Source organism: Desulfosarcina ovata subsp. ovata (assembly GCF_009689005.1).
GTDB classification, from domain to species: Bacteria; Desulfobacterota; Desulfobacteria; order Desulfobacterales; family Desulfosarcinaceae; genus Desulfosarcina; species Desulfosarcina ovata.
Window position 1 is genome coordinate 2,944,050 of record NZ_AP021879.1, and the last position, 22,654, is coordinate 2,966,703.

22 protein-coding genes are annotated in these 22,654 nt (G+C 56.7%); 6 read left to right on the forward strand and 16 right to left on the reverse strand.

Translation table 11 applies throughout. The features are described 5' to 3' along the window. The first annotated feature begins 129 nt into the window (after window positions 1–129). The 3 genes from GN112_RS13090 to GN112_RS13100 all read left to right on the forward strand — a co-directional run bounded on the left by GN112_RS13090 (window position 130) and on the right by GN112_RS13100 (window position 1,845). A complete protein-coding gene (locus GN112_RS13090) occupies window positions 130–447 on the forward strand; it encodes a TusE/DsrC/DsvC family sulfur relay protein (protein ID WP_155310633.1) in 318 nt (105 codons plus the stop codon). A gap of 166 nt (window positions 448–613) precedes the next feature. Next, on the forward strand, window positions 614–1,006 hold the full coding sequence (locus GN112_RS13095) for a secondary thiamine-phosphate synthase enzyme YjbQ (protein WP_155310634.1): 393 nt from the start codon (window positions 614–616) through the stop codon (window positions 1,004–1,006). Then, a complete protein-coding gene (locus GN112_RS13100; RefSeq protein WP_231717010.1) occupies window positions 1,003–1,845 on the forward strand; it encodes a nitrilase-related carbon-nitrogen hydrolase in 843 nt (280 codons plus the stop codon). Before GN112_RS13095 ends, GN112_RS13100 begins: the two co-directional genes overlap by 4 nt. Window positions 1,846–1,999: 154 nt before the next feature. Here GN112_RS13100 and GN112_RS13105 read toward each other — a convergent pair whose 3' ends face one another. The 6 genes from GN112_RS13105 to GN112_RS13130 all read right to left on the reverse strand — a co-directional run bounded on the left by GN112_RS13105 (window position 2,000) and on the right by GN112_RS13130 (window position 10,774). After that, on the reverse strand, window positions 2,000–2,680 hold the full coding sequence (locus GN112_RS13105; RefSeq protein ID WP_155310635.1) for a YkgJ family cysteine cluster protein: 681 nt from the start codon (window positions 2,678–2,680) through the stop codon (window positions 2,000–2,002). Continuing rightward, window positions 2,677–3,324: a DUF4276 family protein gene (locus GN112_RS13110; protein ID WP_155322736.1), complete on the reverse strand. Its 648-nt coding sequence runs from the start codon at window positions 3,322–3,324 to the stop codon at window positions 2,677–2,679. The genes GN112_RS13105 and GN112_RS13110 overlap by 4 nt, the downstream gene beginning before the upstream one ends. Next, window positions 3,315–4,829, reverse strand: coding sequence for an AAA family ATPase (locus tag GN112_RS13115; RefSeq protein WP_155310637.1), 1,515 nt, complete (start codon window positions 4,827–4,829; stop codon window positions 3,315–3,317). Before GN112_RS13115 ends, GN112_RS13110 begins: the two co-directional genes overlap by 10 nt. Before the next feature lie 91 nt (window positions 4,830–4,920). Then, on the reverse strand, window positions 4,921–8,091 hold the full coding sequence (locus tag GN112_RS13120; RefSeq protein ID WP_155310638.1) for an efflux RND transporter permease subunit: 3,171 nt from the start codon (window positions 8,089–8,091) through the stop codon (window positions 4,921–4,923). Next, window positions 8,084–9,346 (reverse strand): efflux RND transporter periplasmic adaptor subunit, encoded by a 1,263-nt coding sequence (locus tag GN112_RS13125; protein WP_155310639.1) that lies wholly within the window; start codon window positions 9,344–9,346, stop codon window positions 8,084–8,086. Before GN112_RS13125 ends, GN112_RS13120 begins: the two co-directional genes overlap by 8 nt. A gap of 6 nt (window positions 9,347–9,352) precedes the next feature. Then, window positions 9,353–10,774: an efflux transporter outer membrane subunit gene (locus GN112_RS13130; RefSeq protein WP_155310640.1), complete on the reverse strand. Its 1,422-nt coding sequence runs from the start codon at window positions 10,772–10,774 to the stop codon at window positions 9,353–9,355. 394 nt (window positions 10,775–11,168) lie between these two features. On the opposite strand from GN112_RS13130, the gene GN112_RS13135 reads away from it, so the two are divergent. Continuing rightward, window positions 11,169–11,399, forward strand: a complete 231-nt coding sequence (locus GN112_RS13135; RefSeq protein ID WP_155314230.1) for a KH domain-containing protein — start codon at window positions 11,169–11,171, stop codon at window positions 11,397–11,399. Between the two features lie 492 nt (window positions 11,400–11,891). Here the strand turns inward: GN112_RS13135 and GN112_RS13140 are convergent, their stop codons facing one another. Next, window positions 11,892–12,140 (reverse strand): hypothetical protein, encoded by a 249-nt coding sequence (locus GN112_RS13140; RefSeq protein ID WP_155310641.1) that lies wholly within the window; start codon window positions 12,138–12,140, stop codon window positions 11,892–11,894. A 166-nt stretch (window positions 12,141–12,306) separates the two neighbouring features. Between GN112_RS13140 and GN112_RS13145 the strand changes: the two genes are divergently transcribed. Beyond that, window positions 12,307–13,749 carry a tetratricopeptide repeat protein gene (locus tag GN112_RS13145; protein WP_155314231.1) on the forward strand — a complete coding sequence of 481 codons (1,443 nt, stop codon included), beginning with the start codon at window positions 12,307–12,309 and terminating at the stop codon, window positions 13,747–13,749. A 16-nt stretch (window positions 13,750–13,765) separates the two neighbouring features. Here the strand turns inward: GN112_RS13145 and GN112_RS13150 are convergent, their stop codons facing one another. The 4 genes from GN112_RS13150 to GN112_RS13165 are packed head-to-tail and all read right to left on the reverse strand — an operon-like array spanning window position 13,766 to window position 17,958. Beyond that, a complete protein-coding gene (locus tag GN112_RS13150) occupies window positions 13,766–15,235 on the reverse strand; it encodes a rhomboid family intramembrane serine protease (RefSeq protein ID WP_155310642.1) in 1,470 nt (489 codons plus the stop codon). Window positions 15,236–15,250: 15 nt separating this feature from the next. Continuing rightward, on the reverse strand, window positions 15,251–16,015 hold the full coding sequence (gene trpA / locus GN112_RS13155; protein WP_155310643.1) for a tryptophan synthase subunit alpha: 765 nt from the start codon (window positions 16,013–16,015) through the stop codon (window positions 15,251–15,253). Further along, complete coding sequence (gene trpB / locus GN112_RS13160) at window positions 16,008–17,234, reverse strand: tryptophan synthase subunit beta (protein WP_155310644.1); 1,227 nt, start codon at window positions 17,232–17,234, stop codon at window positions 16,008–16,010. The genes trpA and trpB overlap by 8 nt, the downstream gene beginning before the upstream one ends. Beyond that, window positions 17,227–17,958 carry a GntR family transcriptional regulator gene (locus GN112_RS13165; RefSeq protein ID WP_155310645.1) on the reverse strand — a complete coding sequence of 244 codons (732 nt, stop codon included), beginning with the start codon at window positions 17,956–17,958 and terminating at the stop codon, window positions 17,227–17,229. The genes trpB and GN112_RS13165 overlap by 8 nt, the downstream gene beginning before the upstream one ends. On the opposite strand from GN112_RS13165, the gene GN112_RS13170 reads away from it, so the two are divergent. Further along, on the forward strand, window positions 17,957–18,136 hold the full coding sequence (locus GN112_RS13170; protein WP_155310646.1) for a hypothetical protein: 180 nt from the start codon (window positions 17,957–17,959) through the stop codon (window positions 18,134–18,136). The two genes, GN112_RS13165 and GN112_RS13170, sit on opposite strands and share 2 nt — an antisense overlap. 121 nt (window positions 18,137–18,257) lie before the next feature. On the opposite strand, the gene GN112_RS13175 is transcribed toward GN112_RS13170, so the two are convergent. The 5 genes from GN112_RS13175 to GN112_RS13195 form a co-directional block, all read right to left on the reverse strand. After that, window positions 18,258–18,605 carry an HVO_A0114 family putative DNA-binding protein gene (locus tag GN112_RS13175; RefSeq protein WP_155310647.1) on the reverse strand — a complete coding sequence of 116 codons (348 nt, stop codon included), beginning with the start codon at window positions 18,603–18,605 and terminating at the stop codon, window positions 18,258–18,260. Next, on the reverse strand, window positions 18,586–18,918 hold the full coding sequence (locus GN112_RS13180; RefSeq protein ID WP_231717011.1) for a toxin-antitoxin system TumE family protein: 333 nt from the start codon (window positions 18,916–18,918) through the stop codon (window positions 18,586–18,588). Before GN112_RS13180 ends, GN112_RS13175 begins: the two co-directional genes overlap by 20 nt. 363 nt (window positions 18,919–19,281) lie before the next feature. Next, complete coding sequence (locus GN112_RS13185) at window positions 19,282–19,887, reverse strand: GerMN domain-containing protein (RefSeq protein ID WP_162458913.1); 606 nt, start codon at window positions 19,885–19,887, stop codon at window positions 19,282–19,284. Between the two features lie 14 nt (window positions 19,888–19,901). Further along, window positions 19,902–20,588 carry an N-acetylmuramoyl-L-alanine amidase gene (locus GN112_RS13190; RefSeq protein WP_155310649.1) on the reverse strand — a complete coding sequence of 229 codons (687 nt, stop codon included), beginning with the start codon at window positions 20,586–20,588 and terminating at the stop codon, window positions 19,902–19,904. Window positions 20,589–20,706: 118 nt separating this feature from the next. Further along, the gene (locus GN112_RS13195; RefSeq protein WP_155310650.1) at window positions 20,707–22,623 is read right to left on the reverse strand and encodes an eCIS core domain-containing protein; all 1,917 of its coding nucleotides are present in this window, start codon (window positions 22,621–22,623) and stop codon (window positions 20,707–20,709) included. Window positions 22,624–22,654 lie beyond the last annotated feature (31 nt).

Below are 22,654 nucleotides of genomic sequence, written 5' to 3' on the forward strand. Positions count from 1 at the left end.
CGGTAGATTCATCGGATTTCATATTGACATTGAAAACTTAATTCGTTACTAAGCTCAGACTCATAATTCAAAATTTAAACGGCAGTGTGCCGGAATTGCTAACAAATTTGTAAAGGAGGATTGAGTAACATGCCGACAATCGAATTTGGTGGAAAAAGTTTTACCGTTGACGAAGATGGTTTCATTGATGATTACACCAACTGGTCTGAAGAGTGGGTTCAGTTTGTCAAAAAGGAAGAAGGTATTGACGAATTGAATGATGAACACAAAAAAGTCGTCTCCGTACTCCGCGAGTACTATGAGAAAAATGGCATTGCCCCCATGGTTCGCGTGCTCTCCAAAGTGACCGGCTTCAAACTGAAACACATTTACGAGCTGTTCCCTTCAGGACCTGGAAAAGGAGCCTGTAAGATGGCTGGCCTGCCGAAACCCACCGGCTGCGTCTAATCATCACCTGATTCTGAGAGACAAAAGGCTCCGCTTGTTCAACAAGCGGAGCCTTTTTTGTAGCCGTTTGGGCTATGGCCGTTTAGGACCGCTGCAGGAAATTCCGGAATTTTTTCCTGCAGCCGAAGCCCATAGGAACCTTCCCCCTTGACCTTCGAGGCCGTCCATGCGTATCCCCATCAAGACCCACACGCAAACCGAAATGATCGATGTCACCGCCCGGATCCAGCAGCAGGTCACCGAAAGTGGCGTCGCCAACGGCCTGTGTGTGGTTTTCGTGCCCCACACCACCGCCGCCGTAACCATCAACGAAAGTGCCGACCCGGCTGTCCGCGAAGACATTCTCATGGTACTCAACCAGATGGTTCCCTGGAAAGCGGCTTATCGGCATATGGAAGGCAACTCGCCGGCCCATTTGAAAACCACCCTTGTCGGTTCTTCGGAAACCATTGCCGTGGAAGATGGTCAACTGGTGCTGGGAACCTGGCAGGGAATTTTTTTCTGTGAATTTGACGGGCCTCGAACCCGAAAACTGGACATTCGCCTGATCGGGGCATGATGAAGCGCGACATCCGCATTGCCGCCGTGGTCTGCCGCTGCCCTGTGGGTTCGACCGCTCGCAATCTGGAAAGAGTCCGCAACTGGGTGCTACGGGCCAAAAAACGCGGGGCGCATTTGGTCTGCTTCCCTGAAATGAATCTGACCGGTTACAGTAACCGCCGGGAAATAACACCCCATGCCATCGACGCCCGGGGACCGGAGATCGGCACCCTGATCCATCTGGCCCGAAACCAGGAAATCGCCCTTTTGGTCGGATTTGCCGAAAAAACCGGAGATGGATCCCTCTATGCCAGCCACATGGTCATCACCCCCCAGGGACGCACCGGAATTTACCGCAAACTGCACTTGGCCCCGCCGGAGGTGGAATACTTCTGTGCCGGTACGCACCTGCCGGTGTTCCACTGGTCAGGCATCCGCTTCGGTATCCAGCTGTGTTATGATGCTCATTTCCCGGAGTTGTCCACCCGTATGGCCGAAGCCCACGCCGATGTGATTTTCCTTCCGCATGCCTCGCCACGCGGTCAGGCAGCGGACAAACATCAGTCATGGATGCGCCACCTCCCGGCCCGGGCCTTTGACAATGCCCTTTTCATCGTTGCCTGCAACCAGACCGGCGACAACACCAACGGCTTGACCTTTCCCGGCAATGCCGTGGTCCTCTCTCCATCCGGTGAAATCATCGATACCCTGCTTACCGGAAAATCGGGAATGCTCATCACCGATTTGAACAGCCGGCAGATCGACCATGTCCGCAATCACCGGATGCGCTATTTCCTGCCCAACCGGCGTCCCGAGTTGTACCGCCAGCCAATCCAGAATGAGGATCTGGACGGATAACCCCGGCCCCCAGCGAGGGTGGCGAGGGGGAAAAATGGCAGCGCGCCCCTACTGAACGTAAAAAACAAATAGGGCCAAAATAAAAAAACAACGCTTCTGCATCGCCTTCTCCTGTTCAAGCGGTTGCCATTGTAGAAAATACATATTTTTTGGGTCAGGTGGAAAATGATGGGCGCGTGCCGGCAGTGGCGGTGGACTCGACCAGTCGATAATCCCCGTCTCCCCGTACCAGCCGGACGCCGAACATATGAATCGTCGTCGACAGCGGACGGCCGAAAATAAAATCCAGCATGGACGCGTCCATCCCGCCGTTGCCAACCACCAGTTCGCGCAGGTGGGCATCGTAGCGCAACATCTCGAAAATGGCCGATTCCTCCCGGTAGCGGCCGTCCGTGCAACCCAATCCGATCAGCCGCCCCAAAAGGGCGTAACTGCAGCGCTGTTCATGGGCCGTGACGAGCTCCCACACCGCCGGCGCCGGTTCCAGTAGTTCCTTGCGGGTCAGCCGGTCGATCTCATAGATCGCTTCAATCTGTCGTGTGTCCCGGCAATCCAGTACCCGGCACTCCAATGGCCGGTGAGCGTAAATCCCGCATCCCCGCCGGTCACGGTCATAGAAACAGCAGGTCCATTTGCCGTCGCGGCCTTTGATCTTGACAATTTCGTGGTTCAGCGGAATCAGCCGATCGCGCACATTGTCCCGCACCCGTTCGCCTTGCCGAATGGTAAACAGACAGCGGGCCGGGATCAGGCCGTCGGCCACCAGGGAAAAATCCGCATGATGCAGGGACGGCCCGCCCTTTTCACAACAGGTCCCGCAGCGCCGGCAGGTCATCGTTGGAATCCATTTTCGTTTAATACTCGGCAAAATGACTGAACATCGTTCTCCAAACGTTGAAAAGCAGGAAGGACACGTAACGGCGAAAAATCAACGATTCTTTCCGCAAGTCGAAGCCTGCATTGAGATAATTTTAGTTTTTTCTGCCTTCTCGTGTTTAGACCGCTTGCCGTTTTAAGGGATTCAAAAAGCCGTGATTTGGGATCCGGCAAACGTTCAACCGTCTTTAATATCGGTAGATCCAATGCAGTTTTCCCATTTGGATTTCCCGATGCCCAACGAATTGCTTTTTCGTCAAAAAGAAACCAAGCCTCAGTCATTCTTACAGGTACCACACATATAAATGGGATGCTCTCTCCAGCCGTCGAAAGCGATTCGGCGGCTTCCGATATTTCGTCATACCGAGTTTGCGGATCTTGGCCTTCTGAGTCCCGGTGAACGAACAAGATATTGCAAGGATAAAGTTCAATGCTCAATCGTAATCGTTTTCCCAAAGGCATCAAAGAAGCAGATAGCGGTCTAGGATCAAACCATTGGCTCTCAACTGGGCCTGGGTATTGCTCTCGGCAAACCCAATTCAGGACCGAAAGAAGCGCCCGGTCTGAAGGGCCATCTGTAATTAATGTATATTTTAGCGACATGATGGATTCTCAAGCGGCAATGAAAGTTGCTGAAGATCCTCACGGTTGCGGACTTTACAGAAACGCGGCTCAACTCTCTGACTGATCGGTTCTAATTCTTCATCAGCAATTGACGAGATAACCCGGGGGTTTAAATAGGACAGCAATTTCCCTTTTGCCACAATAGGTGGTTTTTCGGGGGCATTTGAACGCCACGTTTTGTCCAAACATGAAAAGCGGACTTTATTTCCACGATTTCCATTGATTATCGTTTCTACGACTTCGGCTACAATCAGTGAATCATCAGGGACTTCGCTGACCACCGCCGGTGAATGCGTGTTGACGATGACCTGCCTCAATGGATTTCCTGGTTCTATGGGTTCTTTCACGTCAGTTGCCACATCTTTTAGCAAACGCAATATCGCCGGGATGCGCACTGGGTGAATGCCATTTTCAGGCTCTTCCAAACAGATAAGGCCGCCACTTCGAATATCCATTTCAATAACCGCAAGGGCTAAGAACCGCAATGTCCCATCAGACAACGCCCGTGCGGGGAACTCTGTTGTGCGCGTCTCCCTTAGCATTAAAGTAAACAATTCTCTTTTATCATCCCGATCCACTCTCACCAAATCGACATGCCCAATCAGTTCACTGAGCCGATTTGAAACTTGGCAATAAACAGAATCTTCATCTGGTGCAACACCTTGATCTTTTGCGCTCTGTGCCATGTGGTATAGGGTGGCGGAAAGGTAATCACCTGCGGGACTGATCTGGTTGGGGCTGTTGAATTCGCTCGGTTGACGAAGGCGGGAGGGTTCAAGCTGCAATAATCGCCATGAAGCCATCTCGCGCCGCGCACACAATACGGTTGGGCTTTCGCTTGCACTTCCGGAAGACAGCAAAGTTCTCGGCAACGACTCCGCGACATGGTGAGAGGGACGCCCTCCACTCCCATCTTGATGGAGTTTGATGATTGTCCGCCCATCCTCTTCGACTGTTGATATGAATGGTGTGCGACTTGCGCCGATGACAGCACTTTCACGCCATTCTTTGCTTGGTTTGAAAAGAAGATGCTTCAACGCCTCCCCTTTTTGAATATACACGAGCTCTTCACGGACAATTTCAAGATCGCCACCAATTGTTGTTGCTTTTCTGGAATCTGCTGCCCGGTACTTTAATTCTAAAACGTATCGAAGAATTGTAATTTTGGCAGTCCCTTCCTTACCAAAATCGTCTATCACCTTTTCAGGAACGATCATTTCCGCTTCAAAAAACATTTTATTCAAAGGCTTATTGCCCGTTCTAAAAAAAAGCCCACGAACGTCCGGCGCTTTTCCACCTTCATCCCGGACTGATGATGCGGCTTCCAGCAGAGTCATATCTGACAAAGCTGACAAAAATCGAATTGCATCGAACAAATTTGATTTTCCGACACCATTGGTTCCAGCAATACAAGTAAATGGGCCAAAACGGACATCGACATCCATTAGATTCTTGAACCCATGAACTTTAAGGCGTGTAAGCATGCCCAGCCTCCATATTGTTTTCCCAATTCAAATGTAGCAGCTATGCCTTACTGATTCCACACTGATCATTATTTAAAAGAGTGGTGGCCAATCAAGCAGCTGATTGTTTTTCACGATCGATTACCTCCGAAGTGCCTTCAGGCTGCTCCTGGGCCAATCCAAGCGCCCGGCGCAAATCTTCGACCACAACAAAAAAGCACGGCACCAGAACCAGCGTAATCACCGTGGCAAAGAGAATGCCGAACCCCAGCGATAGGGCCATGGGGATCAAAAAACGGGCCTGGCGGGATGTTTCAAAAATCATCGGTGCCAACCCACCAAACGTGGTCAGGGTGGTCAGCAGAATCGGACGAAAACGGACAATCCCCGCCTGCTGAATGGCGTCGTGCACGGAAATACCGCCAAGGCGCCGGCGGTTGGCGAAATCGATGAGCACCAGCGAGTCGTTGATCACCACGCCCGACAGGGCCACCACACCGAACATGCTCATCACACTCAGGCTGTAGCCCATGATCATGTGGCCGATGACAGCCCCCACGATACCGAAGGGAATCGAAATCATGATGATGAGCGGCTGGACAAAGCTGTTGAAAGGAACCGCCAGCATGGCATAGATCACCATTAAGGCAAACACCAGTCCCGTCATCAGGCTCTGCATGCTCTCGCGCCGGTCCGCCTGTCGTCCCTCGAAGCTGTACGTCAATCCGGGATACTTCTCCTGCAGTGCCGGCAATGTTTCGCCCATCAGAGAGCCCATGACCCGATCGGCCTGGCTACGCGGACGCACATCGGCACTCACGGTGATCACCCGCCGGCCATTGCGCCGGTCAATGGAGGTGTAGGCCCTGCCCTGCTGAATGTCCACAGCCTCCAGCAGGGGGATCTCTTTGCCGGCCGGCGTGCGCAGGATCATCTCTTCCAGGTGATGTTCGGAAATGCGCTCACTTTTGGGCAGGCGCACCATCACCTTGACCTCGTTCCGGCCACGCTGTTGCCGCAAGGCCTCGGCACCGTAATAGGCGTAGCGCAACTGCCGGGCCACGTCCTGGGCCCGCAGCCCCAGGCTGCGGGCTTCCGGACGGATCTTGAAGTCCAGCTGGCGCTTGCCTGGTGAGTAACCGTCGTCAATATCGCTCACATTGGCGAAAAAACGCAATGTCTCGGCCACCTCGGCACTGGCCCGGGCCAGCACATCCACCCGGCGGTGGCTCAGTTCAACGGAGATGGCCGCCCCCCGTCCCGGGCCGCCCGCATCGGACTCGAATTTTAGGGATTCCAGACCGGTAACCGGTCCCACCCGCTCCCGCCAGAGGGTGGTGAGCCGGGCCGTGGAAACGGGACGGACGTCGGGCGGCGTGAGATAGATGCGCACCCGGGCCTGGTTGCCGTCAATATCGGCAAAAACGCCTTCGACAAGGCGATCGCCGCCATTTTCTGCAGCCAGTTGCCGGGCCGATGCCACCAGCATCTGCTGCACGGCCTCGGTTTTATGCACGGCCGAGCCGTAGGGCAGCACCGCCGTGGCCAGCGCGTAATCGGATTCGATCTTGGGAAACAGCTCAAATCCCATGCGCCCGCTTTTGATGTAACTCACCGTCAGCATCAAAACGGTAATCGCGATGCAGATCACGATGAACCGCTGCCGTAACGCCAGGTCAAGAAAGGGGCCGTAACGGGTGCGCACCAAACGGGAAAACCAGTGACTGAAGCGCTCCTGCTGACGCAGGATCCAGCCGAAGAGGCCCGTTTCCGAACGGGGTTTGCGATGACCGATATGAGCCGGTAAAATCAGCAGACTCTCGACCAGCGAAACGGCGAAAACGGCCACCACGACCACCGGAATCTGCCGGAAGATTTTGCCCATGATGCCGGAAACGAAAAACAGCGGAGCAAAGGCCACGATGTTGGTCAGCACGCTGAAGGTCACCGGCATGGCAATCTCGCGGGTGCCGGCCACGGCCGCCCGGATCCAGGATTTCCCGGCCTGGCGGTGGTGGTACATGTTCTCACCGGCCACAATGGCGTCGTCCACCACGATGCCCAGGGTGATGATGAAGGCAAACATGGACATGATGTTAATACTCACCCCGGCGGCGGGCAGGAAAAAGAGCGAGCCAAGGATGGAGATGGGAATCCCCAGGCTAACCCAGAAGGCCAGCCGCGGTTCGAGGAAAATGGCCAGCAGGATGAACACCAGGGTCAGACCGAAGTAGCCGTTGCGCAGCATCAGGTCCATGCGCTGACGGTAAATGTCGGATCGGTCGTTACGGGAAACCAGATCGATGCCCGGGGGCAGGTCCGGCCGGATCTCGACCAGTTTCCGACGCACGGCATCGGACACCGCCAGCGGGGTCTGCTCGCCGACCCGGTAGACATCGATCAGAATGGCCCGCTGGCCGTTATAGGTGGCGAAACTGTCCGTATCCTCGAAACCGTCGACCACGTCGGCAATATCCCCCAGAAGCACCTGGGTGCCGTCATTGGCGGTGATGATGGGGATACGGGCAAACTGCGGACCGAAATCGCGCCGCTCGGTCATGCGCACCAGCACATCCCCGCTGTCGGTTTTAATGGAGCCGCCGGGAAGTTCGATGGCCGCCCGCCGGATGACCGCCGCCACGCCCTCCAGGGTAAGTCCGTACGCCCGCAAGGTGGCCTGGGGAACGGAGATGCTGATTTCATAATCCCGGATACCGGACAGATCCACCTGGGTGATGCCCGGATCCTGAAGCAGGCGGTCGCGGACCATCTCCGCCGTCTCTCGCAGAATACGCTCTCCCGGATTGCCGAACAGTGCCAGGGAAACCACATACCGTCGGCGCTGGGTTACCGTCACCCGGGCGTCCTCGGCCTCATCGGGAAACGAAGTGATCCGATCCACCGAATTCTGGATGTCCTGGGCGACCCGCTGGATATTCTTGCCCTCGACGACTTCAACCGTCACCGTGGCAGAGCCTTCGTTGGCCACCGCGGTCACTTCCTTGATATCGTCAATCCCCTGGATGGCCTCCTCGACGGCCAGCACAATCCCGCGTTCGACCTCTTCCGGACTGGCGCCGGGGTAGGCCATGTAAACGGTCACGATGTCCAGTTCGAAATCGGGAAACACCTCTTTTTTGATCTGCCGGGAAAAGATCAGGCCACCCACCAGAAAAACAACCATCAACAGGTTGGCCGCCACGGTGTGCCCGGCCATCCAGGCGATGGGACCGGATTTACGGCGATCCCCCTCGGTTTCAGGGCCAAGCAGATCTCTATCCATCGGATTTTCCCCCTGGGGAGGATTTTCCGGGAGCCGGTTCCAACTCACCGCCGTCACCCTCCATCAGCGGTATGCCTTCAACCGGGGTGGCCAGATCGGATACGATCAGCCGCTGCCCCGGCGTAATGCCATTTTTCATCAGCACATAATCGGCATCACGCCACACCGTCTTCACCGGCAGCACGACCAGCCGGTTGTCGTCGGAGAGAATCCAGATGGTGCTGTTGTCCCGCAGAGCGGTTCTGGGAATCCGGTACACGTCGGTCAGGCGACGCCCCTGAATTTCCACGCGCACATACTCGCCAATGAGCATGGGCGGCCCCCCGGCCTTGTCAGCCAGTCCCAGCGGATCTTTGACCGAGACCAGAATCCGGGCCATGCGCCCCTCGGTTTCCAGATCACTGAGCAGCCGGGCCACGGTCCCTTTGCGCTGGTGACCGCGGTAAAAAACGGTCACCTCGGCACCGGCTTGCGCCCGTGTCCGTGGAATCCGGATCCAGGCCAGCCGTTCCATGGGCAGCGACACCTGAATCCAGTATTCATCGGTACCGACCAGCTCGGCCAGGGCATCCTGGGTGGTCACCTGTGAGCCCACGGATACGTTTTTCACCCGCAACACGGCGTTAAATGGTGCGACCACGTCGGTTCGCGACAGGTTCAGCCGGGCCTGCTCAAGTTCGGCCCGCGCTGCCGCCAGGTCGGACTGGGCTTTGGCCAGATGCGGTTTTCGAAGAACCAGTTCCGCGTCCTGGGCATCGGCCGGCTGTCCCGGGTTAAGCAGGTCCCATTCACGCCGGGCCACATCCTGGTACCCCATTTCGACCTTGAGGGCGTATTCGGCATCAACCACGGCACTCTCCTGGCGGGCGATGGCCAGCTGGTAATCCTTGGCGTCGATTTTGAGGACTTTCTGCCCGGCCCGGATCAGGCCCCCCTCGACAAATTCAGGATGGACGGACTGGACCGCTCCAGACACACGGGTTTTCAGCGTGATCTCCCTGGCCGGAACAACGGCGCCCATGGCGGATACGGTGACCTGATAGGTGCCCGGGAAAAGGGGCTGGGTACTCACGCGCATCGCCGCCCGTTGCGGCGGTCGCTTCTGGGCCTGGGGGGCGGTTCGCATAATGTAGCCGGCCCCGGCAATGCCAAGGGCGATGATCATGGTGCAGGCAATCAGCGTTCGCAGGCGGGATACGGCGGTGGCACCTGATGCTGCGGTTTCTTCCGGTGGGTATAAGGTGGATTGGTTCATCTGCCCTTATCCTTGATCTTTCGGCACCATCGGCTCGGTCATACCATGCCAGTCTCCGCCCAGCGCCCGATGCAGGGCAATCCGGTAGCGAACCAACGTTTCCTGCTGCTGAATCAGATTCTGCTCAAGGTCCTGGACGGCGATCAACTGGGTCAGCACCGGCAGGTAATCACTCAATCCGCGCCGATAGCGTTGGACGGCCTCCTCGAAGCCCCGGCGGGCCGCTTCCATGACCGCCGCCAGCCCATGGATATGTTCCCGCTGCCGGGCTTCGCTCTCCAGCGCGTCCTCGACCTCTTTCACCGCCGTCAATACGGCCTGGCGATACGCCCACAGGTTTTCGTCCTCTTGGGCACGGGTCAGGTCCACCGCTGCTGCCAGCCGACCGCCATCGAAGATGGGGGCTGTCAGATTGGCCGCCAAGCTGATCAGCCAGGTATCGAAAAACAGATCCAGTTCATTGGGGCCGTATTGGAGATCAGCGCCCAGCTGCAACTTGGGCAAGCGATTGGCACGGGCCTCCGCAACCTGCCACCCGGCGGCCCTGAGACGCAAACCGGCCTCCCTCACATCGGGGCGGTGGGCCAGGAGGTCCGCCGGCAAGCCGACCGCGGGGAGCGGCCCGATCGTCGGCATTTGCGCCTGCGTCAGTTCCAGGTCCGCACGGGGGGGCCGCCCGATCAATACAGCCAACTCATGCTCAAGCAGCCGGGTTTCCGCCTCTATCAGGGGAATCTTGGCGCGGATGTTCTCGACCACCTGTTTCTGCTGGTAAACATCCAGGGCCGAAACCATGGCCTTTCTGAAACGCAGTTCAATCAGTTCCAGAAAGGTCTGGCTGCTCTGCAGCTGTTCTCTCAGCAGTTTTTCCTGGCGTTTCAGGGAAAGAATCTGCAGCCAGCGGTCGGCCACCGTTGCGGTTAACGTCATCGCAGCCGTCTGCAGGTCGGCCCGGGAGGCCGATACGTCCAGAAGGGCCGCTTCCTGGGCGCTGCGGATGCGCCCCCAGAAATCCAGTTCATAACTGCCGGCCAGCGCCAGGAGATAACTTTCACGCCACAGGGAGGTGTTGCTCGTGGTCCGCGTACGACCACGGGTGGACTCGGCAGAGCCCGAAGCGGTCACGGCCGGGAAACGTTCGGCGCCGGCTTGAATGGCCAATGCCTCGGTCTGGCGCAGTCTGGCCCAGGATTCCTTCAGGGTAAAACTGCCCGAAAGCGCCTCATCGATCAACCGGTTCAGTTCCGGGGAGCCCAGTGACGGCCACCATGGCAGGGTCACATCGACCGCCGCGTTATAAATGGCAAAGGTCCCGGGAAGGGGTCCCGGCGCATCAGGAATCCGCTCCGGCTGGAAGGGGGCACATGAAACCAACATGAGAATTCCCAGAATCAGAATCAATCCACTGAAGCCAGTTATTGCGCGCATGATCAAGACCCCTTAAAATAATCGCAATTCACTCTGTCACAAAATGATATCAGCAGATTTATCATCCAGCCTGTCGGGAAACAAGCGCAAAGCGCGGACTGGATTTCTTTCCGTCACTCAGGTACAAATTACCGGCCAAGATTTTATCCGATCATGCAGTTCCCTGAAACAGACTCATACCACGCTATTTATATACGTGGTATTTACGAAATATTTTAGTATTGTGATTTACCTTAAACCCTATATAATTCGATAATCTTTCAACAACACCAGAACACCTTTTGCTTCCAACCAAAAATATAGATCACCTTGTATACGTATACCTATGCCCTACTGGAACCCAAAGATGCAAACGATCACGACGGAACGATCAACGGAAAAGGGGATGATTTCAATGAAAGAGTTAGTAACCTACATTGCCCAATCGCTGGTGGACAAGCCTGAGCAAGTCACCGTAGCGGAAGTAGAAGGCAACCAGACCACCGTGCTGGAACTGACCGTGGCCAAGGAAGACCTGGGAAAGGTGATTGGCAAACAGGGGCGAACAGCCCAGGCCATGCGTACCATCCTCAGCGCCGTTTCCTCCAAAGTCAGAAAACGCACCGTTCTCGAAATCATCGAATAACACAGGCCATGCGTATTTCTCACGGTGCCGGCAGAAATGCGCATGGATGATCATTTATCAGACACACCGTTTTACGCTACGTCATCGATAAAATCGATATCCGGAACGCCAATCGATTTTCGATCCATCTTAGGCGATTTCTGTCAAAGAATATACCCGCCTGCTTGTCTTTTCATCCGTCTTCTACGTTGGGCTTTTCCACACATAGCCCCACTATGCGTAAAAAAGCCCGCCTTGAATACGAATGAAAATCATGCGCATCCTGGTATATTCTTTTCCGCCAATCGCCTTAAATGTGACCGGTAGATCTTCGTTTTGCACCGGTTTTATTTTTCCCATCGACCGATGAGATCCATTTTCACCCCCTGACGGTTTGCCATCCACAGTGAATTTTTCATTTTCTTCTCAGAGGCGGTTTGAAAAGCCTGGATCAGGCCGGATCACCGGCCGGCAGGCGTTTATGGTAAAATTGAGAACGGACGGTAGAACGGATCACCGATGAGCACCATTTTCCAGGAGAGAAAAGGCTGCGTCGGGACACTGACCGGGCTGGAACAGCGCCTGGGTATCGTCGACGACCACCGGCAACAGCACAAGCACGGCGAGAATCCCGCAAACCAGCCGGATCAGCCAGTGCCAAAGTGTTGATCCTGTTCTCAGCATCGTAAAAAAAAGCATTTGCCGGATCGGGTCACTGGAACGTGGCGCTGGCATCGTGGTAAAAGACAATGCGTCACGCATCCGGAGCCTCTCTGACAGCGTTGGAATTCATGGTCCCCTAATGGACAATTTGGGGTGTGTACTGAACTCTTTAGAAAATGTCAAAAAGGGACGATACGTTGAGAGATCATCATACTGGCGGGACGCTTCTACGCCAGACCAATAGAGAGCGGAAAAGGAAGTCGCTATGAAACAGTTCTGCCAGTACCACCCGACAAAACCGGCACACTGGTATTGCGAAAAGTGCAACAAAGCCCTTTGCCCGCAGTGTGTGGATACCAGGGACATGGGCGGGTACCGCCAGGGGGAGAAACTGCACATGTGCCCCAACTGCAATCAGCAAGTGCAGTGGCTGGGAGTGGCCAACATCATCGATCCTTTCTGGAAACGCATCTCCGACTTTTTCATTTATCCGTTTTCCCAACGCCCGTTAATACTGATGCTGGGACTGTCGGTGCTGTCCGCGCTGCTGCTGCGCCCGGGGCTGCTTGGCGTCCTGTGCCAAATCGTAGTATGGGGCATTACCTTCAAGTATGCCTACGCCATTTTACAAGCCACGGCCAGCGGGGATCTGACCGCCCCAAAGCTGAATTCACACACCCTTTCGGAAAATTTCGCACCGGTCGTCAAACAAGTGGGGATTTATGTGGCCATTGCCGCTGCCGCGGGGGTGGTCTTTGCCCGTCTGGGAATCGCCGGTGGAGCAATTTTTCTAGTTCTGACCACCCTGTTTCTGCCGGCCATGATCATCCTGCTGGTCACCACCGAATCACTGATTCAGGCCATCAATCCGATGATGTTCGTGACCCTGGCCTTTAGGATCGGTTGGGGCTACCTGCTGATGTACCTTTTTTACTCCATTCTCGGCGGGGCCCCCGCCCTGCTGGGCCGTCACGTGATCCAATACCTGCCACCGATTCTGCAGGTTTTCCTCTTCACGCTGGTTAAAATCTACTATACCTTCATCGTTTATCACCTCATGGGTTACGTGATCCTGCAGTATCATGAAGATATCGGCTATGAGGTTAATTTTGACGATTTCAAGGATGAGGAGACCGAAACCCTGCAGGCGGCCCTTGAAGCAGAAGATTCCGAAATCCGATTGCAGCGGCGCGTCAATCAGCTGATCAAAGATGGCGACCACGACGGTGCCCGCGACCTCATCGAAAATGAGACGGCCGAGGACGGCATCAGCGACCCGGTGTTGTCGGACCGTTACTTCACGTTGTTGAAGATGACCGGCCCGACTGAAAAACTGATCGAGCATGGGCGCCGGCACCTGGATCTGATTGCGCAGGGCGGGCAAAAAGAAGCGGCCGTGGCAGCGTATCTGGAATGTCTGGCCAGGGACCCTGGTTTTGCACCGGAAGCCGGCACCCTGTTCAAAATTGGCGGGTGGCTCAACGAAAGCGGCAAGCGCAAGGAGGCCATCGGCGCGTTTAATCGATTGACCAAGGTTTATCCTGAAGATCCACTGGTTCCCAAAGCCTACTTCCGGGCTGCACAGATATTCAACGACAATCTGCTCAACCCGGAAAAAGCCAAAAAGATCCTGAACGGATTACTCAAAAAGTACCCGGATCACGACATCATCCCCTTCGTGGAGCGTTACCTGGGTCAGATGGGATAAACAAGGGTTTGGGGCTTCAGGCCCGGGAGTTGGCGCGCAAAATGATCGCCGCTTCCACGGAGTCGGGGAAATGCTTGCACACCAGCGTGCGGTAGCGCTTCCAGCCGTCCACCTGTCCGCCTTCGCGAAAGGCGTTGGCCAGCTTGACCAGACTGGTGGGCAGACCGGGGGTTTGGGGCCGTTTCTTCAGGATCGCCAGCAGGATCTTTTCGGCACCGGCGATTTCTCCGGCAGTGGCCATGGCCCCGGCAACCTGCAGGTAAAGCGGAATAGAGAGGGCCGGCCGACGGACCCGTTCGGCATAGGCCTGATAAACGCCGATGGCGGCCGCGTGGGTGGCCGGATCTTTAAGCTGGACCTGCAACAGGCGTTTGGTGGTGTCGTGAAACGCATCCGACTCAGGGGTCAGCTTGTGGATGTTGAACAGGTGGGTGAGCACATCCGCACGCTCCGGCGACAAGTCGAGAATCTGTTCGAACAAACAGCTGGCCTTGTCCATTTCAAGATGGGCCATATGCTCCAGGGCGTCGTCCATCAGCGGACCGACCTTGTCTTCGGCGGCCTCCTCGAAACTGTCGCGGTTCACGCCGCCCACCAGCCGCGCGCCTGAAAAAGCCAGCAGTGCGCCACCGGCCAACCCCCCAATGTGGGCCACATAGGCCACATGGCTGGCACCGCTGAAAAAGAGCTGATAGCATTCGTTGGCAATCCACACGGGCAGCAGAATGATCGCCGGAATCCGCGCGGTATTGAAGTAAAATCCCAGTGAATAGAACACGCTGACCGTTTTGCGACCGTATAGCACCGTGTAGGCGCCCATGAGACCGGCGATGGCACCGGAGGCCCCCACCAGGGGGACGGTGCTGGTGGGATACACCAGCCAGAACAATCCCGCCGCCATCAGCCCGCTGGCAAGATAGATCCCCGTAAAAAGTGACCGCCCGGCACCGATCTCGATCATGCAACCCAGGATCCAGAGGAACACCATGTTGCCGACCAGATGGCCGACACTCCCGTGCAGAAACATGTAGGTAAAAAAGGTCGAAACCCGCGGGGTGGCCGGACGCAGTCCGTGGGCAAAGGCAACACTGCGATTGCATTTTTCCTCGTAGTCATGGCGCAGCATGCGCCACCTTTCATAAACGGCATCCCGGGGGGTGATCACCTGCTCCCCCTTGAGACGGCTGAGGAAAATGGCGTCCGCTTCCAGCGCGAAATGAAGCCGCATGAGCCCTTCGGCATCGTCCGGGTCCACCGCCAGGTCCCCATCGGTGGCCGTTCCAGTCGCCTCCAGATAATCCATGTACCGGGGAACCTCAATCCCCGCGAGCCCCGATTCCAGGTAGAAGTGTTCGGCTTCCAGGCGGGCCTGGTCATCATTGATCTGGAACAGGAAAAAGACCAGGCAGTTGATCACCAAAATCGCCAGGGTGACAAGCGGGGGATTTTTCCAACCGATTTTTCCGGAAATGGGGACAATCAGCATAGGCGGGCCCGATATTTATGTCTGTAAATCACGGATAAAAGGACCCAATGCGGCGATCCCCTCGGTTTCGATCAGCCGCAGGGCCTGCGTTCCAATGACGGCGATATCGGCTTTGCCTTCCAAAAACTTGATGTCGGATTTGTCTTTCACCCCGAATCCCAGGGCCAGGGGAAGCCCGGTGGCCGTGCGGCAGCGGGCCAGGTAGGCATCCAGGGATTGGGAGAACTCGGTCTGGTCGCCGGTCACCCCCTTGCGGGCCACGCAGTAAACGAAACCGTCGGCCACCTTGGCGATGGCCGTAAGGCGCGCCTCGGAGGTCGTCGGCGAGTAGATGAAAATCGGGCTCAGCTGGTTGCGCTGCATGGCGCTCAGGTAGCCATCGGCCTCTTCCGGCGGCAGATCCGGAACGATGGACCCTTTCAGGCCGGCATCCCGCATCTCGTCCACGAACCGGTCCACGCCATATTTGAACAAAATATTGTAGTAGGTCATGTAAAGGAACGGGATCGGGAATTCCCTGGCCACCGTGCGGCCGAATTCGAGGCACTGGGCCACGCTCACCCCACCGGCCAGTGAGTTCTGGTTGGCTTTGAGAATCACCGGCCCATCGGCAATCGGTTCGGAAAAGGGAATCTGCAGCTCCATCAGGTCCACCCCGGCCGCCACCATGGTGCGCACGATTTCCAGGGAGGCCTCAAGGGAGGGATAGCCGATGACAATGTGGGTCATCAGCAGGATCTTCTTCTCTTTCAGTCGTGATCGGATATGGGATTCAAGCATGGTATTGTTTCGCCTTTTCAATGATGAATTGTTTCCATTTGGGATCGTCCATGGCATCGGCGATGGTGAAGATATCCTTGTCGCCGCGGCCGGACTGGTTGATCAGGATGATGTCGTCGGGTGACATCGTCGGAGCCTCCTTAAAGGCGCGTGCAAAGGCGTGGGCGGACTCCAGAGCCGGGATGACCCCCTCTTTGCGCATGGTCAGGCGGACCGCCTCGATCACTTCACGGTCCGTGGCGCCTTCAAACCGCACCCGCCCCTTCTCCTTGAAATCGGAAAGGATCGGCGATACGCCCACGTAGTCCAGGCCCGCGGCGATGGAGTGGGTCTCACGCATCTGGCCGTCGTCATCCTGCAGAAAATAGGTTTTGTAGCCCTGGGCCACCCCCACACTGGCGTCATCGGAGCAGAGCCGCGAGGCATGCGCGCCGGAGTTCAGGCCCCGGCCGGCCGCCTCCACGCCCACCAGTTCCACATCGTCGTCGAAAAAACCGCTGAATATGCCCATGGCGTTGGAACCGCCGCCCACGCAGGCAAATACCCGGGTGGGCAGCCGGCCCTCCCGTTCCATGAACTGCCGACGGGCCTCCTTGCCGATGATGGACTGGAACCAGGCGACCATTTCCGGAAAGGGGTGCGGGCCGCAAGCCGTACCGAGCACGTAATGGGTGGCGTCCATGTTGGTCACCCAGTCCCGAAAGGCCTCGTTGATGGCATCCTTGAGGATGCGCGTGCCATCGGTCACCGGCACCACGGTGGCACCCAACTGCTCCATCCAGAACACATTGGGTCGCTGGCGCGCGACGTCCACTTCGCCCATATAAATGGTGCAGTCAAAACCGAAGCGCGCCGCCATGGTGGCCGTGGCCACCCCGTGCTGACCGGCTCCGGTCTCGGCGATCACGCGGGTTTTGCCCATGCGTTTGACCAGAAGTCCCTGGCCCATGACGTTGTTGGCCTTGTGGGCGCCGGTATGGTTGAGGTCCTCGCGCTTGATAAAAATCCTTGCCCCGCCGAAGTGGCGCGTCAGGTTTTCGGCATAGGTGATCGGGGTGGGCCGGCAGGAGTAGCTGGACATCAGCTGCTCGTAATCGTGCCAGAAAATGGGGTCGTTTCTGGCCTCGGTGTAGACCCGTTCGAGTTCGTCGAATGTGGCAACCAGGATCTCGGGCAGAAACGCACCGCCGAAGTTGCCGAAATAGCCCCGCTTATTCATGATTCAGGCCTCCTATCTGTTGGGAAAAAACAAACCGATCGGTGTTGCAGTAAAGGATCGAAAAAACGGCATTTTGTGCCTGTTTGAAGTGAAGATAGCGATGGACCGTGAGAATGGGCGTCCGGCTGCGGACATCCATCAGCGCCCTGCGCCGGTCATCAAGATAGTCGATGCGAAAGGTCTGCCGCCCGTCCGCCGGACGCAGGTAAAATTGGGTTTCGGCCACCTGGGAAAGGGAGCGGCCGGTCAGATCCATCCCTTCGATGCCCTTGAACAGCACCGGGTGCAGGTAGATCTCCTCCAGCAGCACCGGGTCTCCCGCCACCCGGCTGAGCCGGGAGAGAAAAAAAGCCGTACCGCCGGCAAAGGGATTCCCATCGCCTCCATCAACCCGAATGTTAGATGGCGGATCGAGCAGGTCCACCGCCACATCGATGCCCTGCTTGTGAAAGGCCGAGCTGGTGCCGGCCAGGGAGAAAAGATCGATCTCCCGCTCCGGTGCACACACATAGGTCCCCGATCCGCGACGCCGGACCAGCAGATGCCGGCGCACCAGAAGATCGATGGCCTGGCGCACCGTGGGCCGACCAATGCCGTAATCTTTTGCCAACTGCGTCTCGGACGGGATCCGCGCACCGGGTGGATAGTCACCAGTGCGGATCCCTTCCATGAGGATGTCGGCCAGTTGGTGGTACAGGGGTATGGGGGATTGGGGATTCAGCATGATGGCAAACTATCTGCCATCAATATGTAAAGTTGTCAAGACATATTTGCCTGATAATCAGGGCATCGCATTTGGGTGTATTCTGGTCGGTGGCGTGATCGCAAACCCAACCGCTCTGATTCAATCAATGCCAAATGCAAAAATCCAAATGTCAATTGAAGGATCCTATCGATTATAAGATGGACAGAATACCACCATTTGGCATTTTTCATTGGACATTTGACATTTGTGGCCCACCGCTATCGGGTAGAAAGATTGAAAAAATGCAAGGTGATCCGAAACATCCTCGCCGGGTTCCGCTATGCCGCATGCAACAGAAACTCGACTTTGACGGCATCGAATGGAAAAACGATTTGCCCTTCGTCGGTACGAACGAGAATTCCAGCGTTCAGGAGGGCGGTAATATCTCCGTGAACGGCCTTTACATCACGCCCGACACGCCGAGCGGCTTCGCGAATCGAGACAGGCCCCGCGCCGCAAAGAACCTTGAGCAACTCCCAGCGTTTGGCGGTTAATACGCTCCAAAGCAATTCCGGCGTCGCAAAGCTGATGCGTGCGGAACCTTCGGGTTTTCCTGTCTCCCAGGCCTTTGTAAAATCCGCCATCGCATCGGCAGGCGTCCGTACATCAAGGGTTACGGTTTTCATGGTTCCACCTCTCGATATCATGCTGGAAATCAACGACCAACTGTTCCGGTGTTGTGAACACATAGGCGCGTTCTTTTCCACCAAAATGGCGATGATCGCCCTTACCGGTCTCATTATCGTAGCGCAAAACACATTCGCCACGCACAACATACGCAAGCCTGTATTTAAACCCGTGTGAAGACCCAATCAGCTGCTTTGGGAGACGCCACAAAATCAATTCCGCAAATGCCGATTCGGAATATATAATACGTGTGTGAATGAGTTTCACGGCTTTCATGTTGGAAACAATACCAACACTGTTGGCTGTTGTCAATCAGTCCAACACTTCGACCGGAATTCAGTCTTATTGTGTCGATTCCTTTCCGCACGGGCAATGTTTGGCGGGCCTTGCCCGTCCGTTGTTTCCACTCATATGTTTATAATGGTGATATCGCGACCTTTTATTTAGATATTTAAGAATATCCCGGGCTCCCCGTGACTTCAACCGGGCGGGTTATCAGCCCGCCTGCGAATCAACTGTGTTTGGTAATAATGTTTTCACATACCGTCAAGCAGTGTTCCTACAGCGTTATTATGGGATCGCCGGATCGATACGGTCTATCTCCCCTCATGCCAGACATTGAAGCTGTATCATATGAACACGATCATTTGCCTTCGATACCGTCGATAACCGAAGCTATTGCTTGCTGAAAGGGGAAGGATCGCAATACTGATTGTCCGGACCGCACGCTTCGTTCATCCAGTCATAAAATACCCTGGGATCACCCTCGATGGCGTATATCACCTTTTTGACATTCGGGAACTGCAGCAGCGTACGTTCCACCTGCGAGTAAAACGCCGCGCTTCCACAGCTTGACGTGGCACCGGATAGAATCTGCCGCATGTCCTTAAGATCCAGGTAGGCGATTCCATTTTCGACACGGACGTGCTTGAGCAAACCCGCCGTTTCGTCCGAGAAAAACGACCAATACCCCTCTTCCAATTCTTTGGGCGTGGGACCTCGAAACAGACGGCGCAGTGCTTCCGCAACCAGATCGGACGTCGCCGGCACATATCTTTCGACGGCAAAGGTCGCTGCACAATCTATGGGGTCCGTCGCCATGCGCTCGTTGTAAAAATAGACGTTTATCGCTGCAACCGCCTTGTCTCCGACAACACCCCGCCTGGAGGTACATCCCGAGATGAGAGTGACAAACACAAACAACGTCACCAAGGTCATGGCACCAAGAGTGGCGCACCACGTCTTGCTGGCCGCAAAGGTTTTTTTTATTGGAACGGTCATGGCGCGAGCTATTTTCATTCGGGAATGAACAACAGATCGCGACCCGATGACCAGGTGACCACCGCATCCTCGTCGATTCGCTTTTCAAACAACAGCGTGTCCCCCTGCATGACCCGAACGATCCGACCTTCGGCGGGGTGGTCGGCAGCAAGCAATAGCGCCTGGGCTTTTTCCAATACCTTTTCGGCAAAATCGGCCTCGTTCCCGCGGCCGGCAAGAGGGGCGCCACGGTCGTGCGGACTGCTATCCTTGTATTTGTGTCCGACGCTGAAAGCAATCAACCCACCATCGGGGAAAAACCGTCGAATGCTCTCAACCAGGATCTGTGCCAATGCAGACTGCCCGCTTTCGCTCCTGATGATTTCCGCGTGTTGGGGGTTGCTGGCAAATAACGGCTCAAGCAGAACCGCCGGCATATCGGTATGTTTGATGCTGCCGTCACCGCGACCGCCAAAACCGCCCACCTTGATGCCGTTATCCCCACCGACCGGAATGCCGAAGTGCTCGGCGACCTCCCTGGCATACCAGCGGCCCCAGTTCTTGCTGGTGGTTGACGCATTCGATCCGGTGATCACCACGGCATAGTTGGACGTCGCCGTAAAGCTGTTGAAATGGTGCTCCACATAGGCCACGGCTTTGTCCTGGTTGGCATCGTTTTGGCGTTTGGAGTAATCGCCTTTGTAGAATTTTACCGTGTACATGTTAAACCCTTCTTTTCCAAAATAGGTTGGTATAGGTCAGCCTGCATTTTTGACCGTGCTTCTTCATAAGTTATTTGAACTACGCTCATTGCCCTCTCATTTCTCATATTGAAATAGTCTAATTTTTCTGAGGGTTGTCACCCATCCCCGAACTGGTAAAAACGCCGCCTCGCGGAAAACGAGCACTTGTCCCGTGGAGCTCGCGTTGAATATCGTTCAGGGCGCTGATCATCGATTCAACCGACTCGGCGGCAAAAATACCTTCCAGGAAACGTTGGGTCTCGCGCATGCCGACATCGGACTCGACGGTGGTGAACCGTGACGGCCGGCGGGTGGCAATCACATCGGCATCCTCGGGGTTCCCCACATGCTCGCGGATCTCGTCCAGATACGCCAGCGAGGTGCAGGCTTCGAAAAACAGCACCCGATAGCGGTTCGGATCGAAGCTGCCGCTGCTGACCATGTCGAGCAGGTCGTGTTCCTCGTCGATGGCGACGCCGTGGCGGCGTGCCTCTTCAACGCGGGTTCGGCGGCCGGCGGCCTCAAGGGCGCTGTCGATGCCGATGCGGAAATTCTCCAACGGGCTGGCCTTGGCGTCGAAATCAGGCCCCGAGCCATAACGGGCGTGACCGTTGTAAATGGTGATCTCGTCCTCGCTGAGCCCGCGTCCGAATTCACGGGCGGCGCCGGCGGCCGGAACGACAAGGTTGATCCAGATGGTCACCTCCCGGCTCTGTTCGACGCCACTGGCATCGGTCCACGTAATGGTGCGCGTCGCCGTCCAGTACTCATTGCCCGACAGGCCAAGAAGCTCGAGGCTGAACCCCTGCCCCTCCATCCAGGTGCGAAACCGTTCGGCCATCAAATCCTCGGTGGGACGGTCGGTACTTTCGTAGTGGCCGGGACGGGTCTCCCGGTGCACCATGGTGTCGGTGGCGCCAATGCCAACGGTGATGTCCAACCGGCCGTCGGCCAGCAATCGGTCGTAGTCGACGGTGTGCTCATGCCGCTCGCCGGGCGCAGGGGCCACACGATCCAGGACGGCCAGCGTGGCACCATCCAGTTCGTCTCCCGGCGAGGGACCGTATCGATCGCGGAATTGGCGGATGGCTTCCACGGTCTCGTCCCCATACTGCCCGTCGACACGGTACATGGGCAGCTCGAATCCCAGATCGACGAGCGCCTGCTGCACCTTGGACACGGCGCCGCGGCGGCCGTCATGACGTGACGAGAGCCGGGGCGTCCGGCCGTCCAGGATCCGCTCCAGCGCGCGGTTTCCGGTAAAACGGGGATTGCTCAGCACCGGCGTGGGGGTCTCGACTTCGTCGGCATCGGTTTCATCCCCGGGAATTCGACGCACGACCGCCCCCCAGCCGGCAGTCTCGCCGCGTTGCTGGATCGTGTGGGTTAGCTCGTGGGCCAACAGGTGCTGGCCCGTGGCTGTCTGGGGAGAAAACCGGCCGCTGCCGAAATAGATGTCGCTCCCCAGGGTGAATGCGCGGGCGCCTATCTGCCGGGCCAAGCGCGCCGCCTGGGTGCCGATGTGGATCCGTATCCGGCTCAGGTCCCGGCCCAGGCGCGGCTCGAAAAATGCCCGGCTCTCCGCCGGCAGGGGCCTGCCGGTTCCCCGACGGCCGGCGATCGCCCCTTCGAGATCCGGCGTCACGAGCGGACGATCGCTGCCCTCGCTTTTGGGTTGGAGGAGTTCTTCTTCTTCAACCTGGCGCTGCAGATCCAGACCGTTGGCATCGTAACCGAGGGAAGTAAACTGAACCCGCGCATCGTCTTCCAGCGGTTGACGGACCAAAGCTTTGTCCGGCATGCGCATCACCGCATCGGCCACCCGGTCCGCTTCCTGCTCGTAGACGTCGTTGGGTGCCCCCACGGTCAATTTGGGTTGAATGCGGGAAGTCCCCAGGATGTGGCGGATCGTCCCGGCTTGCCGTGTGCGGTCAAGACCGTAAACCGGCGGCTGAAGGGTATGGGTCGATCGCGCCGGCAATTTTTTCTTGGATATGGACGCAAAGGTTCTCATCGGCCTTATCCTCCGTCTGGCCTTACCAAAA